This is a genomic window from Pseudomonas sp. FFPRI_1 (genome assembly GCF_055384485.1).
Window position 1 is genome coordinate 2220720 of record NZ_AP029168.1, and the last position, 16755, is coordinate 2237474.

Genomic DNA, 16755 nt, shown 5'->3' on the forward strand with positions numbered 1-16755 from the left:
TTTCATGTCCCGCCGCCTTCCCGTGATTCTGCTGCTTGTTGTCCTGCCGCTGTGGCTGGCCGCCAGTTATGGCCTGCGCTACGGCTTTATGGAGGACGCTCGGTGGGTGGGGGTCTGCGTCGATGAGGCCGCTCGCTGGGAGTGCTCGCTGCGCTCGAGCCTGGGCTGGATGATTCACTTCAAAGTGCTGGGCTGGAGCGCGGTGGCCACGGCACTGCTGGCGTTCGTGCTGCCCGGGCGCCTGGGGCGCTGCCTGGCAGTGCTGGCGCTGCTTGTCGGCTTTCCTGCGCTGGCCTTGTACAACACTACCCTGGCGGTATTCGCCGTGGTGATTGCGGCATTGCGCCTGGTACGGGCCACGGCACGCTAGCGCTTCACTGACCGCCGCCAGGCCCTTCGACACCGCGACAAGGCCCTGTGGGCCTTGTCCGGTGAACTCGCTGCTCGTCCATTCTTCCTGCTTGTCAGGGGCTTCGCTGTGCGTTGCGGCAGTTGCAGGTCGCGGCTGTTCAGGCGACGCGTGCCCGCAGGTTGCGCCACAGGGCAGCGACCATCAGCAGGCTGACCAGGGCCCAGCCCCAGGCTTGCTGGTTGGCCAGGCCTTCCTGATATAGCTGAGGAGCGATGCCGGCGCCGACGAAAAAGGTCAGCAAGGCAATTTCCCGGCGCGGCACCCGGACCGGACGGCACAGGTAGACCAGGGCCGGCAGCAGCAGGGCAGCACTGGGGAAGCTGCGATAGCGCGGGTCGAATACCAGTTCCAGCATCATCACCGCCGCTGCGAAGCCCGCTGCGGTCAGCAGCCAGCCGGCGCGTTTCTCCAGGGCGGCGAACGCTCGCAGGCGCCAACCTTCGCGAGGGCTCAAGGCAAGGGCGGCATGGGCCAGGACCAGCAGGTTCAGGCCCAGCAGCAAGGCGGCCCAGCACCATTCGCCGGCAAAGCGGCTGGTGACGCGGGCCAGTTCACCAAAGGAGCCGATGGCACACGCCGCCAGGGCGCCCAGCAGTGGCAGCAGCAGTGCCGCCCGCAGCCCGCGGACCCGGCCTCCGAGCACCAGGGTGCCGATGAATATCAGCACCCCGGCGCCCAGCCATTGAGGCCAGTACGGCAGGTTGCTCACCGGGCCGGCGAGGATGCCCTTGTCCTGGCGGTCGGCGTCGAACAGCCCCCAATAACCGCCGACTGCGCCTTCGCTGCCGCGTTTCCAGGGTTGGTCGAAGGCTTCGATCAGGTTGTAGTGCCAGCCGTTGTGCTCTGCCAGGGCAACGAACCCGCGGATGAACTTGGCTTCGTTGACCCGGCTCGGCAGCGCAGTTTCTCGCTGGCGGCCTTCGCTGGGCCAGCCGGTTTCACCGATCAGCACGTCCTTGGGGGCGAAGCGGTTGCCAAATACCTGGCGCACTTCGGCCACATGGTTCAGGGCCGCGTCGATGTTCGAGGGATCGTCTTCCCAATAGGGCAACAGGTGGATCGTCAGGAAATCCACCGCCGGGGCGATTTCCGGATGCTTGAGCCAGAACTCCCAGACGTCGGCATAGGTCACCGGCTGCTTGACCCCGGCCTTGACCTTGAGGATCAGGCGCGCCAGTTGCGGGCCGGTGACTTCCTTGCGCAGCAGGGCCTCGTTGCCGACGATCACCGAGCTGACTACGTCCGGGTTGGCGTTGGCCGAGGCAATCAGCAGGTCGACTTCCTTCTCGGTGTCCACCGGGTTGCTGTTGACCCAGGCGCCGATCATCAGCTTCAAGCCATGCTTGCGTGCCAGCTCCGGCAGGGCCTCCAGACCGCTCATGGAATAGGTGCGGATGCATTCGAAGCGGGTTGCCAGCAACGCCAGGTCGGCGTCCATGCGCTCGGGGCGCAGCTTGAACGGCTGGTCGAAGGGCGACTGGTCCTTGTCGAACGGCGTGTAGGAGGCGCATTGCAGCTTGTGGCTGGCACTGGCGACATCCGGCAGTTGTACCGGCCGGCCGAGGCCGTACCAGTAGCCACTCAGGGCCAGCAGGCCGACTACGCAGGCGAACAGATAAGCAAGGGCGGGGAAGCGGGGAGTGGCGGGCATGGTCTGGCCATCGTGGAACAAAGCCGAGCATCTTACCTGCATTTGTCCACAGCTTGGTGGGCTGCACACTTTTGACATGCAAAGTTCGGGCGGGCTTGGTGCGGGGAGATTGCGCCGGCCCGCTTGCTGGCGAACTGATGTCGTTGCTGGCTGCCTTGAGGTCGCAGTCAGAGCAGGTTGTTCATGAGGCTCGGTTGATGATCGAAGCATCAGTACTCCGCTGATGTTCGAACGCGTTCGCGGTGAGGCGTGATGGAGGCGCTGTGCACCATAACCATACGTTGATGTGCCTGGCGCCCGCCTGGTACAGCACTTTCGGGGAAGTAACGATGAAGATGCGACGACTCTTAGGCGCAGGTGCCGCACTGGTACTTGCCATCAGCTCCACGTTGGCCAGTGCCGACAGCAAGACCCTGAGCATCGGCTATGTCGACGGCTGGTCGGACAGCGTGGCGACGACCTACGTGGCGGCGGAGGTGATCCGGCAGAAGCTCGGCTATGACGTCAAGCTGCAGGCGGTGGCGACCGGGATCATGTGGCAGGGGGTGGCGACCGGTAAGCTCGATGCCATGCTCTCGGCCTGGCTGCCAGTGACCCATGGCGAGTACTGGACCAAGAACAAGGACAAGGTGGTCGACTACGGCCCCAACTTCAAGGACGCCAAGATCGGCCTGATCGTGCCGGAGTACGTCAAGGCCAAGTCCATCGAGGACCTCAAGACCGATACCACCTTCAAGAACAAGATCGTCGGCATCGACGCCGGGTCGGGGGTGATGCTCAAGACTGATCAGGCGCTCAAGGACTATGGCCTGGACTACAAGCTGCAGGCCAGTTCCGGGGCGGCGATGATCGCCGAGCTGACCCGTGCCGAGGAAAAGCAGGACTCCATCGCCGTGACCGGCTGGGTGCCGCACTGGATGTTCGCCAAGTGGAAGCTGCGTTTCCTCGACGACCCGAAGGGCGTGTATGGCGCGGCTGAAACCGTCAATAGCATCGGCAGCAAGGGCCTGGAGAAGAAGGCGCCGGAAGTGGCGGCGTTCCTGAAGAAATTCCAGTGGGCTTCCAAGGATGAAATCGGTGAGGTCATGCTGGCCATTCAAGACGGCGCAAAACCCGACGCGGCAGCCAAGGAATGGGTGAGCAAGCACCCGGAACGTGTTGCCGAGTGGACCGCTGAATAGTAGCCAGGCGTCTAGAACAAGGGTTGCGAGGCCGCCCGCTGATATCAGCGGGCGGCCTTGTGTTTTTTGGGGGGGAAAGTTGGCGAGGTGGCTAATGTCGTTCTAATACTAAGGTCGTCTGGAACCTGCCTCACAGCCGCATAGAGTGGATTAGGTTCCACCTAAAATCTGTGCTGCGAGGATAAAAACAATGAACGACAGCATTTACCTCTCGATTCAAAACAGCCCGCGTTTCAAGGAGCTGGTCACCAAACGAGAGCGGTTCGCCTGGATTCTCTCGGCGATCATGCTTGGGCTTTACTCGGCTTTCATCCTGTTGATCGCCTACGGACCCCAGATCCTGGGGGCCAAACTCAGTCCTACCTCATCCATCACCTGGGGCATTCCCCTGGGGGTCGGCTTGATTCTCTCGGCCTTCATCCTGACGGCCATCTATGTGCGACGCGCCAACGGCGAGTTCGACGAGTTGAACAACGCGATCCTGAAGGAGGCTCAGCAATGATCCGCCGTCTATTCGCAGCACTCGGTCTTGCCGCTTTCGCTCCCGCCCTCTGGGCCGCAGACGCCCTGACCGGCGAAGTCCACAAGCAGCCCCTCAACGTCTCGGCGATCGTGATGTTCGTGGTCTTCGTCGGTGCCACGCTGTGCATCACCTACTGGGCCTCCAAGCGCAACAAGTCGGCGGCCGACTACTATGCGGCAGGCGGCAAGATCACCGGTTTCCAGAACGGCCTGGCGATTGCCGGCGACTACATGTCGGCGGCGTCCTTCCTGGGGATTTCCGCCCTGGTGTTCACCTCCGGTTATGACGGCTTGATCTACTCCATTGGCTTCCTGGTGGGCTGGCCGATCATCCTGTTCCTGATCGCCGAGCGCCTGCGCAACCTGGGCAAGTACACCTTTGCCGACGTGGCCTCCTACCGTCTCGGGCAAACCCAGATCCGCACCCTGTCGGCCTGTGGCTCGCTGGTGGTGGTGGCGTTCTACCTGATCGCCCAGATGGTTGGTGCCGGCAAGCTGATCCAGCTGCTGTTCGGGCTCGACTACCATGTGGCGGTGATCCTGGTGGGGATCCTGATGTGCCTGTACGTGCTGTTCGGCGGCATGCTGGCGACTACCTGGGTACAGATCATCAAGGCAGTGCTGTTGCTGTCCGGTGCCTCGTTCATGGCGCTGATGGTGATGAAGCACGTCAACTTCGATTTCAACACGCTGTTCTCCGAGGCGATCAAGGTTCACCCCAAAGGTGAGGCGATCATGAGCCCTGGCGGCCTGGTGAAGGATCCGATTTCGGCGTTCTCCCTGGGGCTGGCGCTGATGTTCGGTACCGCCGGCCTGCCGCATATCCTGATGCGCTTCTTCACCGTGAGCGATGCCAAGGAAGCCCGCAAGAGCGTGCTCTATGCCACTGGCTTCATCGGCTACTTCTACATCCTGACCTTCATCATCGGTTTTGGCGCAATCCTGTTGGTAAGCACCAATCCGGACTTCAAGGACGCCGCAGGCGCCTTGCTGGGCGGTAACAACATGGCCGCGGTGCACCTGGCCAATGCAGTCGGCGGCAGCGTGTTCCTGGGCTTCATCTCGGCGGTGGCCTTCGCCACCATCCTCGCGGTGGTCGCGGGCCTGACCCTGGCTGGCGCTTCGGCGGTGTCCCATGACCTGTATGCCAGTGTGATCAAGAAGGGCAAGGCCAACGAGAAGGACGAGATCCGCGTTTCCAAGATCACTACCGTGGCCTTGGGGGTGCTGGCGATCGGCCTGGGCATTCTCTTCGAAAGCCAGAACATCGCGTTCATGGTGGGCCTGGCGTTCTCCATTGCCGCCAGCTGCAACTTCCCGGTCCTGCTGCTTTCCATGTACTGGAAGAAGCTCACCACCCGCGGCGCCATGATTGGCGGCTGGATGGGGCTGGTGAGTGCCGTGGCGCTGATGATCCTCGGCCCGACCATCTGGGTGCAGATCCTGCATCACGAGAAGGCGATCTTCCCGTACGAGTACCCGGCGCTGTTCTCGATGATGATTGCCTTTGTCGGTATCTGGTTCTTCTCCATCACTGACAAGTCGGCCTCTGCGGCCAACGAGCGGGCGCTGTTCTTCCCGCAGTTCGTGCGTTCGCAGACCGGCCTGGGGGCTAGCGGTGCGGTGTCGCACTGAGTGAAAGCCAAGTAACGGCTGCTATATATAAGCTGCGTGATGTCGAAATGATGCCCCGGTCGAGAGACCGGGGCATTTTTATTGGCTGATCGAGAGGGCGGTTGTGTATCGATCGTCAAGGCGCGGGAGGAGGGCGTGGGTGGCCAGCCTTGGGGGGGCATTGCTGTTGTGTGTCGCCTTGCTCGGCGAATACGGGGGATTGCTGGTGCCTGGCATGGTCGGGCGCAATCGATGCCCTGGCGGGGCTGTGAGTGCGCTGCAGCGGGTCGCAGCCCAAGCCTGCAGCCGCGTGCAGCCAGCCGTCATGGGTGCTGGTCTGCGCAGCAGCGGTGGGGGATGTGCTGGGGTCGCCGTGATGCTGGCCGGATGGTCGGCACGGGCGACTGAAGTACGGGGGGGGGCAGAAACAAATACGACCTCTGCTAGAGGCCGTATCCGGTGCAGCTAAGACTTGATCGCAAGACAGGTCTTATTTGCGGTCTTCCAGTTTGGTGATGTCACGCGACTCGTAGCCGGTGTACAGCTGACGTGGACGGCCGATCTTGTAAGGGCTGGAGAGCATTTCCTTCCAGTGCGAGATCCAGCCGACGGTCCGCGCCAGGGCGAAGATCACGGTGAACATGCTGGTTGGAATGCCGATGGCCTTGAGGATGATCCCCGAGTAGAAGTCGACGTTCGGGTAGAGCGAGCGCTCGATGAAGTACGGATCGGTGAGGGCGATCTCTTCCAGGCGCATGGCCAGTTCGAGTTGCGGATCGTTGTTGATCCCCAGTTCCTTCAGGACTTCGTCGCAGGTCTGCTTCATCACGGTGGCGCGCGGGTCGCGGTTTTTATAAACGCGGTGACCGAAGCCCATGAGCTTGAACGGATCGTTCTTGTCCTTGGCCTTGGCGATGAAGGTGTCGATGTTCGAGACATCGCCGATTTCGTCGAGCATGGTCAGCACGGCTTCGTTGGCGCCGCCGTGGGCCGGGCCCCAGAGTGCCGCGATGCCGGCAGCAATACAGGCAAACGGGTTGGCACCCGAGGAGCCGGCAAGACGCACGGTGGAAGTGGAGGCGTTCTGTTCGTGGTCGGCATGGAGGATGAAGATCCGGTCCATTGCCTTGGCCAGTACCGGGCTGATCGGTTTGATCTCGCACGGGGTGTTGAACATCATGTGCAGGAAGTTTTCCGCGTACGACAGGTCGTTGCGCGGATACATCATCGGCTGGCCCATGGAGTACTTGTAAACCATCGCTGCCAGGGTTGGCATCTTGGCCACCAGGCGCACGGCGGAGATCTCGCGGTGCTGCGGGTTATTGATGTCCAGGGAGTCGTGGTAGAACGCCGACAGTGCGCCGACTACGCCGCACATCACCGCCATTGGGTGGGCGTCGCGACGGAAACCGTTGAAGAAGCTCTTCAGCTGTTCGTGAACCATGGTGTGGTTCTTCACGGTGCTGACGAACTGGGCCTTCTGTTCTGCAGTCGGCAGTTCGCCGTTGAGCAGCAGGTAGCAGGTTTCCAGGTAGTCCGACTTTTCAGCCAGCTGTTCGATCGGGTAGCCGCGGTGCAGCAGGATGCCGTTGTCGCCGTCGATATAGGTGATCTTCGACTCGCAGGAGGCGGTCGACATGAAACCCGGGTCAAAAGTGAAGCGGCCCGTGGCCGTCAGGCCCCGAACATCGATTACATCGGGACCAACGGTGCCGGTTAAAATGGGCAGCTCGACGGGGGCTGCGCCCTCGATGATCAACTGCGCTTTTTTGTCAGCCATGTGGCCTCCTATTTATGCTTGAAATCATCAGACAGACCCCCCACGCAGGGCCCGCACCACTATAGTGAGATAAATCCGAATGTCAATTTGCCTAAAGTCTTGCCCCAGAAGGCTTTGCGAGGGTTTTTTTCGCGAAATTCACTGCCATTTACGCCTTTTATTAGGCTAACGCAATCAGCTATTAGGGGAAGGTCTTTGCGTTGTCATTAGTAGCCTAACTGTCTATACTCGGCCACCGACCTCCGTAGGCTTCTGGGCCCGCTTTGCTGGGGGTCGCACTCCCTGGGTAGTGGTTGCCTGACCAGTGCACTCCCCAACAACTTTGCCCTGATTGTTAGGGGCTCTTCAGTGTGAAAAAAGCCGTGAATAGCCAACGACCTGTAAACCTAGACCTAAGGACCATCAAACTCCCCATCACCGGCGTTACGTCGTTTCTCCACCGTGTTTCCGGCATCATCCTCTTCCTGGGCCTCGGCATCATGCTTTATGCATTGAGCAAGTCTCTGGGTTCCGAGGAAGGCTATGCCGAGGTGAAGGCGTGCTTGACCAGTCCGCTGGCCAAATTCGTTGCATGGGGCCTCCTGTCCGCCTTGCTGTATCACTTGGTGGCCGGTGTTCGCCATCTGATTATGGACATGGGCATCGGTGAGACGCTGGAAGGCGGCAAGCTGGGCTCGAAAATCGTTATCGCCGTTTCCGTGGTGATAATCGTTCTGGCGGGAGTTTGGATATGGTAACCAGCGTTACGAACCTGTCGCGTTCGGGCCTTTATGACTGGATGGCGCAGCGTGTGTCTGCGGTCGTTCTCGCGGCTTATTTCATTTTCCTGATCGGATACCTCGTAGCGAATCCGGGCATTGACTACACCCAGTGGCACGGCCTGTTCGCAAACAACTGGATGCGTATCTTCAGTCTGCTGGCCATGGTGGCCCTGGGCGCTCACGCCTGGGTCGGCATGTGGACCATCTCGACTGACTACCTGACGCCGATGGCGCTGGGCAAGTCGGCGACAGCAGTACGTTTCCTTTTCCAGGCAGTATGCGGCGTCGCGATGTTCGCTTACTTCGTCTGGGGTGTGCAGATTCTCTGGGGTATCTGATTCATGGCTAACATTCCAACCATTTCTTTCGACGCCATCATCATTGGCGGCGGCGGCGCCGGCATGCGTGCCGCATTGCAGCTGGCCCAGGGCGGCCACAAGACTGCAGTGATCACCAAGGTGTTCCCGACCCGTTCGCACACTGTGTCCGCCCAGGGCGGCATCACTTGCGCGATCGCCTCGGCGGACCCGAACGATGACTGGCGCTGGCACATGTACGATACCGTCAAGGGTTCCGACTACATCGGTGACCAGGACGCTATCGAATACATGTGTCAGGAAGGCCCGGCTGCGGTCTTCGAGCTGGACCACATGGGTCTGCCTTTCTCTCGTACCGAGACCGGCCGCATCTACCAGCGTCCGTTCGGCGGTCAGTCCAAGGACTACGGCAAGGGCGGGCAGGCTGCTCGTACCTGTGCCGCTTCCGACCGTACCGGTCACGCGCTGCTGCACACCCTTTATCAGGGCAACCTGAAAGCGGGCACCACCTTCCTCAACGAGTGGTACGCAGTTGACCTGGTGAAGAACCAGGATGGCGCCTTCGTAGGCGTGATCGCTATCTGCATCGAAACCGGCGAAACCACCTACATCCGCTCCAAGGCCACCGTTCTGGCTACCGGCGGTGCGGGTCGTATCTACGCTTCCACCACCAACGCCCTGATCAACACCGGTGACGGCGTTGGCATGGCGCTGCGCGCCGGCGTTCCGGTGCAAGACATCGAAATGTGGCAGTTCCACCCGACCGGCATCGCCGGCGCCGGTGTACTGGTAACCGAAGGTTGCCGTGGTGAAGGTGGTTACCTGATCAACAAGCACGGCGAGCGTTTCATGGAGCGTTATGCTCCGAACGCCAAAGACCTGGCAGGCCGCGACGTTGTTGCGCGCTCCATGGTTAAAGAGATCATCGCCGGCAACGGCTGTGGCCCTAATGGCGACCACGTGATGCTCAAGCTCGACCACCTGGGTGAGGAAGTGCTGCACAGCCGCCTGCCAGGTATCTGCGAGCTGTCCAAGACCTTTGCCCACGTTGACCCGGTGGTTGCTCCGGTGCCGGTCGTGCCAACCTGCCACTACATGATGGGCGGCGTTGCCACCAACATTCATGGCCAGGCGATCACCCAGAACGCCGACGGCGAAGACAGCATCATCCCTGGCCTGTTCGCAGTGGGTGAAGTGGCGTGCGTATCGGTACACGGTGCCAACCGTCTGGGCGGCAACTCGCTGCTGGACCTGGTGGTATTCGGTCGTGCGGCCGGTCTGCACCTGGAAAAAGCGCTGACCGACGGTATCGAATACCGCGACGCCAGCGACACTGATGTTGATGTTGCCCTGAACCGCCTGGCCCAGCTCAACGAGCGCACCACCGGTGAAGACGTGGCAACCCTGCGTCGCGAGCTGCAGAGCTGCATGCAGAACTACTTCGGTGTATTCCGTACCGGCGAATACATGCAGAAGGGTATTGCTCAATTGGCCGAGCTGCGCGAGCGCATCGCCAACGTCAAGATCAACGACAAGTCCCAAGCGTTCAACACCGCGCGTATCGAAGCGCTGGAGTTGCAGAACCTGCTGGAAGTGGCCGAAGCCACTGCCATCGCTGCTGAAGTGCGCAAAGAGTCCCGCGGTGCCCACGCCCGTGAAGACTTCGAAGACCGTGATGACGAAAACTGGCTGTGCCACACCCTGTACTTCCCGGGTGAGAAACGCGTTGCCAAACGTGCCGTGAACTTCTCGCCGAAGACTGTTCCGACTTTTGAACCTAAGATTCGGACTTACTAAGGGTGGCCACTATGTTGCAAGTCAGTGTGTATCGCTACAACCCTGATCAGGACGCTGCGCCGTTCATGCAGGAATTCTCGGTCGACACCGGTGGCAAGGACCTGATGGTGCTGGACGTGCTGGCGCTGATCAAGGAACAGGACGAAGGTTTCTCCTATCGTCGTTCCTGCCGTGAAGGCGTCTGCGGCTCCGATGGCATGAACATCAACGGCAAGAACGGCCTGGCGTGCATCACGCCGCTGTCGGCCGTGGTCAAGAAGAACAAGCTGGTTATTCGTCCGCTGCCAGGTTTGCCGGTTATCCGTGACCTGGTCGTCGATATGAGCATCTTCTACAAGCAATACGAGAAGGTGAAGCCATTCCTGCAGAACGACACGCCGGCTCCGGCCATCGAGCGTCTGCAGACTCCGGAAGAGCGCGAGAAGCTCGACGGTCTGTACGAGTGCATCCTGTGCGCTTGCTGCTCGACCTCTTGCCCGTCCTTCTGGTGGAACCCGGACAAGTTCCTGGGTCCAGCCGCTCTGCTGCAAGCCTATCGCTTCCTGGCAGACAGCCGTGACACCAAGACCTCCGAGCGTCTGGCTTCCCTGGATGACCCGTTCAGCGTATTCCGCTGCCGGGGCATCATGAACTGCGTCAACGTTTGTCCGAAAGGCCTGAACCCGACTAAGGCCATCGGTCACATCCGTAACATGCTGCTGCAGAGTGGCGTGTGATTCAGCTGCTGTACCCGTAGGACCGCTGTACCCGTAAAAGCCAAGGCGCGGGCTTCAACCCGCGTCATGGCTCTAACCTGAGCAGCAGCTCACAAAGTGGCTGCTCTATATTTTTGAAGAAATGAGACAAGCAGGGGCATCCGGGCTGGTACCCGGACTATCAGCGTGATCCTAAGTGGCTTGTTTTGGTCGCTGCATTCGGACTTCTGCAAGCTTGCTCGGTGTCGTCGCCGGTGGTGTTCCCCTAACCGAGGGTGACCAAGCATGCAAGAAAGCGTGATGCAGCGCATGTGGAACAGCGCCTACCTATCCGGTAGTAACGCTGCCTATGTGGAAGAGCTCTACGAGCTCTACCTGCACGACCCTAACGCTGTGCCAGAAGAGTGGCGCACTTACTTTCAGAAGTTGCCTACCGACGGCAGCACTGCCATCGATGTTTCGCACTCGACAATCCGCGATCATTTCGTCTTGCTGGCAAAGAACCAGCGCCGCGCCCAACCGGTATCTGCCGGCAGCGTGAGCAGTGAGCACGAGAAGAAGCAAGTTGAAGTGCTGCGATTGATCCAGGCCTATCGGATGCGTGGCCACCAGGCAGCCCAGCTGGACCCGCTGGGGCTGTGGCAGCGTCCTGCACCTGCAGACCTGTCGATCAATCATTACGGCTTGACCAATGCCGATCTTGATACGACCTTCCGTGCCGGCGACCTGTTCATCGGCAAAGAGGAAGCGAGCCTACGCGAAATTCACGAAGCGTTGCAGCAGACATATTGCCGCACCATCGGCGCTGAATTTACGCATATCACCGATTCCGAGCAGCGCCAGTGGTTCCAGCAGCGTCTGGAAAGCGTGCGTGGTCGTCCGACCTACTCCGCCGATATCAAGAGCCACCTGCTTGAGCGTGTGACGGCCGGCGAAGGCCTGGAAAAATACCTGGGCACCAAATACCCGGGCACCAAGCGTTTCGGCCTGGAAGGCGGCGAAAGCCTGATCCCGATGCTCGATGAGCTGATCCAGCGTTCCGGTTCCTACGGCACCAAGGAAGTCGTGATCGGCATGGCCCACCGTGGCCGTCTCAACGTGCTGGTCAACACCTTCGGCAAGAACCCGCGCGAGCTGTTCGACGAGTTCGAAGGCAAGAAGAAGGTCGAGCTGGGTTCCGGTGACGTTAAATACCACCAGGGCTTCTCGTCCAACGTAATGACCGCCGGCGGTGAAGTTCACCTGGCCATGGCGTTCAACCCGTCCCACCTGGAAATCGTTTCCCCGGTGGTCGAAGGTTCGGTTCGTGCCCGTCAGGATCGTCGCAACGATCCTACCGGCGAGAAGGTGCTGCCGATCTCCATCCACGGTGATGCGGCATTCGCCGGTCAAGGCGTGGTCATGGAAACCTTCCAGATGTCCCAGACCCGCGGTTTCAAGACCGGCGGCACTGTGCACATCGTGATCAACAACCAGGTTGGCTTCACCATCAGCAACCCGCTGGACTCGCGTTCCACCGAGTACGCCACCGACGTCGCGAAGATGATCCAGGCGCCGATCCTCCATGTGAATGGTGATGATCCGGAAGCCGTGCTGTTCGTGACCCAGCTGGCCATCGACTACCGCATGCAGTACAAGCGCGACGTGGTGATCGACCTGGTCTGCTACCGTCGTCGCGGCCACAACGAGGCCGACGAGCCAAGCGGCACCCAGCCACTGATGTATCAACAGATCACCAAGCAGCGCACCACCCGTGAGCTGTATGCCGATCGTCTGATCCAGGGCAGTGTGCTGGACGAGGCGCGTGTTCAGGCGAAAGTCGATGAATACCGCAACGCCCTGGACAACGGCCTGCACGTGGTGAAGAGCCTGGTCAAGGAACCGAACAAAGAGCTGTTCGTGGACTGGCGTCCGTACCTGGGTCACACCTGGACCGCGCGTCACGACACCACCTTCGATCTGAAGACCCTTCAGGAGCTGTCCGCCAAGTTGCTGGAACTGCCGGAAGGTTTCGTGGTTCAGCGCCAGGTGGCGAAGATCTACGAAGACCGCCAGAAGATGCAAGCCGGCGGCCTGCCGATCAACTGGGGTTACGCTGAAACCATGGCGTACGCGACCCTGGCGTTCGAAGGTCACCCGATCCGCATGACCGGCCAGGACATCGGCCGCGGTACCTTCTCGCACCGCCACGCGGTTCTGCACAACCAGAAGGACGCGGGTACCTACATCCCGCTGCAACACCTGTACGAAGGCCAGCCGCGCTTCGACCTGTACGACTCGTTCCTGTCGGAAGAGGCCGTGCTGGCGTTCGAATACGGCTACTCGACCACCACGCCGAATGCGCTGGTGATCTGGGAAGCCCAGTTCGGCGACTTCGCCAACGGTGCTCAGGTAGTGATCGACCAGTTCATCACCAGCGGCGAGCACAAGTGGGGCCGTCTCTGCGGTCTGACCATGCTGCTGCCACACGGTTATGAAGGTCAGGGTCCGGAGCACTCCTCGGCCCGTCTGGAGCGTTACCTGCAGCTGTGCGCCGAGCACAACATCCAGGTGTGCGTACCGACCACGCCGGCGCAGATCTACCACTTGCTGCGTCGTCAGGTGATTCGCCCGCTGCGCAAGCCGCTGGTCGTGCTGACACCGAAGTCGCTGCTGCGTCATAAACTGGCCATCTCGACCCTGGAAGATCTGGCGGAAGGTTCGTTCCAGACCGTTATCCCGGAAATCGATGCCCAGGATCCAAAAGACGTGGGTCGCATCATTCTGTGCAGCGGCAAGGTCTACTACGACCTGCTGGAAAAACGCCGTGCCGAAGGTCGTGACGACATCGCCATCGTGCGTATCGAGCAGCTGTACCCATTCCCTGAGGACGACCTGATCGAAGTCCTGGCTCCGTACAAAAACGTCAAACACATCGTTTGGTGTCAGGAAGAGCCGATGAACCAGGGTGCCTGGTACTGCAGCCAGCATCACATGCGTCGCATCATCAGCGGTCACAACAAGTCGCTCGTACTCGAGTACGCGGGCCGTGACGCTTCTGCTGCCCCAGCTTGTGGTTACGCATCGATGCACGCTGAGCAGCAGGAAAAACTGCTGCAAGATGCCTTTACTGTTTAACGCCTTCGCGCACCTGAAACCGAATTTAAGGAACCACAGATAATGGCTATCGAGATCAAAGCCCCCACTTTCCCGGAATCGGTTGCCGATGGCACCGTTGCCACCTGGCACAAACAACCGGGCGACGCCGTCAAGCGTGACGAACTGATCGTCGACATCGAGACCGACAAGGTCGTGCTGGAAGTTCTGGCCACCGCTGACGGCGTGCTGGGCGCCATCGTCAAGAACGAAGGCGACACCGTTCTGTCCGACGAAGTCCTGGGCTCCATCGTTGAAGGCGGCGCTGCTGCCGCTGCTCCTGCTGCCGCCGCCGCTCCGGCCGCTGCCGCTGCTGCCCCGGCTGCTGCCGATGGCGAAGACGATCCAATCGCTGCTCCTGCCGCGCGCAAGCTGGCTGAAGAGAACGGCATCAACATCGCTTCCGTTGCCGGCACCGGCAAAGGCGGTCGTGTGACCAAGGAAGACGTAGTGGCTGCCGTTGCCGCGAAGAAAGCCGCTCCGGCTGCCGCGCCTGCCAAGGCTCCGGCGCCTGCCGCTGCTGCTCCGGTCTTCGCTGCTGGCGATCGCGTCGAGAAGCGCGTGCCGATGACCCGTCTGCGTGCCAAGGTTGCCGAGCGTCTGGTTGAAGCCCAGTCGAACATGGCGATGCTGACCACCTTCAACGAAGTCGACATGACTGAAGTCATGGCCCTGCGTTCGAAGTACAAGGACCTGTTCGAGAAGTCCCACAACGGCGTACGCCTGGGCTTCATGTCGTTCTTCGTCAAGGCCGCTACCGAAGCCCTGAAGCGCTTCCCTGCGGTCAACGCCTCGATCGACGGTTCCGACATCGTCTACCACGGCTACGCCGACATCGGTGTTGCCGTGTCCAGCGACCGTGGTCTGGTGGTTCCGGTTCTGCGTAACGCCGAACTGATGAGCCTGGCTGAAATCGAGGGCGGCATCGCCACCTTCGGCAAGAAGGCCCGTGACGGCAAACTGTCGATGGAAGAGATGACCGGCGGTACTTTCACCATCACCAACGGTGGTACCTTCGGTTCGATGATGTCGACCCCGATCGTCAACCCGCCGCAAGCGGCAATCCTGGGCATGCACAACATTCTGCAGCGTCCTATGGCGATCAACGGTCAAGTGGTTATCCGCCCGATGATGTACCTGGCACTGTCCTACGATCACCGTCTGATCGACGGTAAAGAGGCCGTGACTTTCCTGGTAACTATCAAGAACCTGCTGGAAGACCCGGCGCGTCTGCTCCTGGACATCTAAAAAGCAGCTGCAAGTTGCAAGCGACAAGCTCCAGGCCCGTAGTGGGCGAGGTAGGCTTGAAGCGTGTGGCTTGCAGCTTCTAGCTTGCCGCTAAAAGGAACCTTTTATGACTCAGAAATTCGACGTGGTAGTGATTGGTGCGGGCCCAGGCGGCTACGTAGCTGCAATCAAGGCCGCACAGCTTGGTTTCACCACTGCTTGTATCGAGAAGTACACCGACAAAGAGGGCAAGCTGGCCCTTGGCGGTACTTGCCTGAACGTCGGTTGCATTCCTTCCAAGGCATTGCTGGACAGCTCGTGGAAGTTCCATGAAGCCCAGGACGGTTTTGCCATTCACGGCATCAACCACGCTGGCGTGACCATGGACGTACCGGCCATGGTCGGTCGCAAGGCCAACATCGTCAAAGGCCTGACCAGCGGTGTTGCCACCCTGTTCAAAGCCAACGGCGTGACCTCGATCCAGGGCCACGGCAAACTGCTGGCCGGCAAGAAAGTCGAAGTCACCAAGCCTGACGGTTCGGTTGAAGTGATCGAGGCCGAGAACGTGATCCTGGCTCCAGGTTCGCGTCCGATCGACATTCCACCGGCTCCGGTTGACCAGAATGTGATCGTCGATTCCACCGGCGCGCTGGAATTCCAATCCGTACCAAAACGTCTGGGCGTGATCGGCGCTGGCGTCATCGGCCTGGAACTGGGTTCGGTATGGTCGCGCCTGGGCGCAGAAGTGACTGTCCTGGAAGCCCTGGACACTTTCCTGATGGCAGCGGACACCGCCGTTTCCAAGGAAGCGCTGAAAACCCTGACCAAGCAAGGCCTGGACATCAAGCTGGGCGCTCGCGTGACCGGCTCCAAGGTCAACGGCGAAGAAGTCGTGGTTACCTACACCGACGCCAAGGGCGAGCAGACCATCACGTTCGACAAGCTGATCGTAGCCGTTGGTCGCCGTCCGGTGACCACCGATCTGCTGGCTGCCGATTGCGGCGTGACTCTCGACGAGCGCGGTTTCGTGCACGTTGACGATCACTGCGCCACCACCGTACCGGGCGTCTACGCCATCGGTGACGTGGTGCGCGGCATGATGCTGGCGCACAAGGCCTCGGAAGAGGGCATCATGGTCGCCGAGCGCATCAAGGGCCACAAAGCCCAGATGAACTATGACCTGATCCCTTCGGTTATCTATACTCACCCGGAAATTGCATGGGTCGGTAAAACCGAGCAGGCCTTGAAAGCTGAAGGCGTTGAAGTTAACGTCGGCACCTTCCCGTTTGCCGCCAGCGGCCGTGCCATGGCAGCCAACGACACCGGTGGTTTCGTCAAAGTCATCGCCGATGCCAAGACAGACCGCGTATTGGGCGTCCACGTGATTGGCCCAAGCGCTGCGGAGCTGGTTCAGCAAGGCGCGATCGGCATGGAATTCGGCACCAGTGCCGAAGACCTGGGCATGATGGTCTTCTCCCATCCGACCCTGTCCGAAGCCCTGCACGAAGCAGCCCTGGCTGTGAATGGCACTGCCATCCACATTGCCAACCGCAAGAAACGCTAAGCAATAATAAGAAACCACGGCGGTTGGCCCGTCGTGAGCCTTGTGCGCAAGACTCACCGCGGAATATCCGCTGGACTCGACCTCTCAGGGTAACGCCGC

13 protein-coding genes are annotated in these 16755 nt (G+C 60.5%); 11 read left to right on the forward strand and 2 right to left on the reverse strand.

Annotation, left to right across the window (positions count from 1 at the left end):
• Positions 1–4: 4 nt before the first annotated feature.
• Complete coding sequence (locus tag ACZ5BO_RS10050) at positions 5–370, forward strand: hypothetical protein (protein ID WP_464699509.1); 366 nt, start codon at positions 5–7, stop codon at positions 368–370.
• Between the two features lie 139 nt (positions 371–509).
• Here the strand turns inward: ACZ5BO_RS10050 and ACZ5BO_RS10055 are convergent, their stop codons facing one another.
• Positions 510–2105, reverse strand: a complete 1596-nt coding sequence (locus ACZ5BO_RS10055) for a glycoside hydrolase family 17 protein (RefSeq protein ID WP_464699511.1) — start codon at positions 2103–2105, stop codon at positions 510–512.
• A 287-nt stretch (positions 2106–2392) separates the two neighbouring features.
• On the opposite strand from ACZ5BO_RS10055, the gene ACZ5BO_RS10060 reads away from it, so the two are divergent.
• From ACZ5BO_RS10060 to ACZ5BO_RS10070, 3 genes are all read left to right on the forward strand, one after another.
• Entirely contained in the window at positions 2393–3244 is an 852-nt protein-coding gene (locus tag ACZ5BO_RS10060) for a glycine betaine ABC transporter substrate-binding protein (RefSeq protein ID WP_464699513.1), read from the forward strand.
• Positions 3245–3434: 190 nt separating this feature from the next.
• Positions 3435–3746, forward strand: coding sequence for a DUF485 domain-containing protein (locus tag ACZ5BO_RS10065; protein WP_025128629.1), 312 nt, complete (start codon positions 3435–3437; stop codon positions 3744–3746).
• A complete protein-coding gene (locus tag ACZ5BO_RS10070) occupies positions 3743–5401 on the forward strand; it encodes a cation acetate symporter (protein WP_025128630.1) in 1659 nt (552 codons plus the stop codon). Before ACZ5BO_RS10065 ends, ACZ5BO_RS10070 begins: the two co-directional genes overlap by 4 nt.
• Before the next feature lie 469 nt (positions 5402–5870).
• On the opposite strand, the gene gltA is transcribed toward ACZ5BO_RS10070, so the two are convergent.
• Positions 5871–7160, reverse strand: a complete 1290-nt coding sequence (gene gltA, locus ACZ5BO_RS10075; RefSeq protein ID WP_025128631.1) for a citrate synthase — start codon at positions 7158–7160, stop codon at positions 5871–5873.
• A 350-nt stretch (positions 7161–7510) separates the two neighbouring features.
• Here gltA and sdhC point away from each other — a divergent pair, with 350 nt between their 5' ends.
• The 7 genes from sdhC to lpdA all read left to right on the forward strand — a co-directional run bounded on the left by sdhC (position 7511) and on the right by lpdA (position 16656).
• The gene (gene sdhC / locus ACZ5BO_RS10080) at positions 7511–7897 is read left to right on the forward strand and encodes a succinate dehydrogenase, cytochrome b556 subunit (RefSeq protein WP_115658603.1); all 387 of its coding nucleotides are present in this window, start codon (positions 7511–7513) and stop codon (positions 7895–7897) included.
• Positions 7891–8259 carry a succinate dehydrogenase, hydrophobic membrane anchor protein gene (sdhD, locus tag ACZ5BO_RS10085; protein WP_011060049.1) on the forward strand — a complete coding sequence of 123 codons (369 nt, stop codon included), beginning with the start codon at positions 7891–7893 and terminating at the stop codon, positions 8257–8259. The genes sdhC and sdhD overlap by 7 nt, the downstream gene beginning before the upstream one ends.
• Positions 8260–8262: 3 nt before the next feature.
• Positions 8263–10035 (forward strand): succinate dehydrogenase flavoprotein subunit, encoded by a 1773-nt coding sequence (gene sdhA, locus ACZ5BO_RS10090; protein WP_025128633.1) that lies wholly within the window; start codon positions 8263–8265, stop codon positions 10033–10035.
• A gap of 11 nt (positions 10036–10046) precedes the next feature.
• Complete coding sequence (locus ACZ5BO_RS10095) at positions 10047–10751, forward strand: succinate dehydrogenase iron-sulfur subunit (protein WP_025128634.1); 705 nt, start codon at positions 10047–10049, stop codon at positions 10749–10751.
• 264 nt (positions 10752–11015) lie between these two features.
• The gene (locus tag ACZ5BO_RS10100) at positions 11016–13847 is read left to right on the forward strand and encodes a 2-oxoglutarate dehydrogenase E1 component (protein ID WP_025128635.1); all 2832 of its coding nucleotides are present in this window, start codon (positions 11016–11018) and stop codon (positions 13845–13847) included.
• A 42-nt stretch (positions 13848–13889) separates the two neighbouring features.
• Entirely contained in the window at positions 13890–15113 is a 1224-nt protein-coding gene (odhB, locus tag ACZ5BO_RS10105) for a 2-oxoglutarate dehydrogenase complex dihydrolipoyllysine-residue succinyltransferase (RefSeq protein ID WP_025128636.1), read from the forward strand.
• 106 nt (positions 15114–15219) lie between these two features.
• Entirely contained in the window at positions 15220–16656 is a 1437-nt protein-coding gene (lpdA, locus tag ACZ5BO_RS10110; RefSeq protein WP_025128637.1) for a dihydrolipoyl dehydrogenase, read from the forward strand.
• The last annotated feature ends 99 nt before the right edge of the window (positions 16657–16755 follow it).

What these genes read in the sequence shown, in the direction of transcription:
- ACZ5BO_RS10050 (WP_464699509.1), top strand. Translation starts at nt 5, where the DNA reads ATGTCCCGCCGCCTTCCCGTGATTCTGCTGCTTGTTGTCCTGCCGCTG.
- ACZ5BO_RS10055 (WP_464699511.1), bottom strand. Translation starts at nt 2,105, where the DNA reads ATGCAGGTAAGATGCTCGGCTTTGTTCCACGATGGCCAGACCATGCCC.
- ACZ5BO_RS10060 (WP_464699513.1), top strand. Translation starts at nt 2,393, where the DNA reads ATGAAGATGCGACGACTCTTAGGCGCAGGTGCCGCACTGGTACTTGCC.
- ACZ5BO_RS10065 (WP_025128629.1), top strand. Translation starts at nt 3,435, where the DNA reads ATGAACGACAGCATTTACCTCTCGATTCAAAACAGCCCGCGTTTCAAG.
- ACZ5BO_RS10070 (WP_025128630.1), top strand. Translation starts at nt 3,743, where the DNA reads ATGATCCGCCGTCTATTCGCAGCACTCGGTCTTGCCGCTTTCGCTCCC.
- gltA (WP_025128631.1), bottom strand. Translation starts at nt 7,160, where the DNA reads ATGGCTGACAAAAAAGCGCAGTTGATCATCGAGGGCGCAGCCCCCGTC.
- sdhD (WP_011060049.1), top strand. Translation starts at nt 7,891, where the DNA reads ATGGTAACCAGCGTTACGAACCTGTCGCGTTCGGGCCTTTATGACTGG.
- sdhA (WP_025128633.1), top strand. Translation starts at nt 8,263, where the DNA reads ATGGCTAACATTCCAACCATTTCTTTCGACGCCATCATCATTGGCGGC.
- ACZ5BO_RS10095 (WP_025128634.1), top strand. Translation starts at nt 10,047, where the DNA reads ATGTTGCAAGTCAGTGTGTATCGCTACAACCCTGATCAGGACGCTGCG.
- ACZ5BO_RS10100 (WP_025128635.1), top strand. Translation starts at nt 11,016, where the DNA reads ATGCAAGAAAGCGTGATGCAGCGCATGTGGAACAGCGCCTACCTATCC.
- odhB (WP_025128636.1), top strand. Translation starts at nt 13,890, where the DNA reads ATGGCTATCGAGATCAAAGCCCCCACTTTCCCGGAATCGGTTGCCGAT.
- lpdA (WP_025128637.1), top strand. Translation starts at nt 15,220, where the DNA reads ATGACTCAGAAATTCGACGTGGTAGTGATTGGTGCGGGCCCAGGCGGC.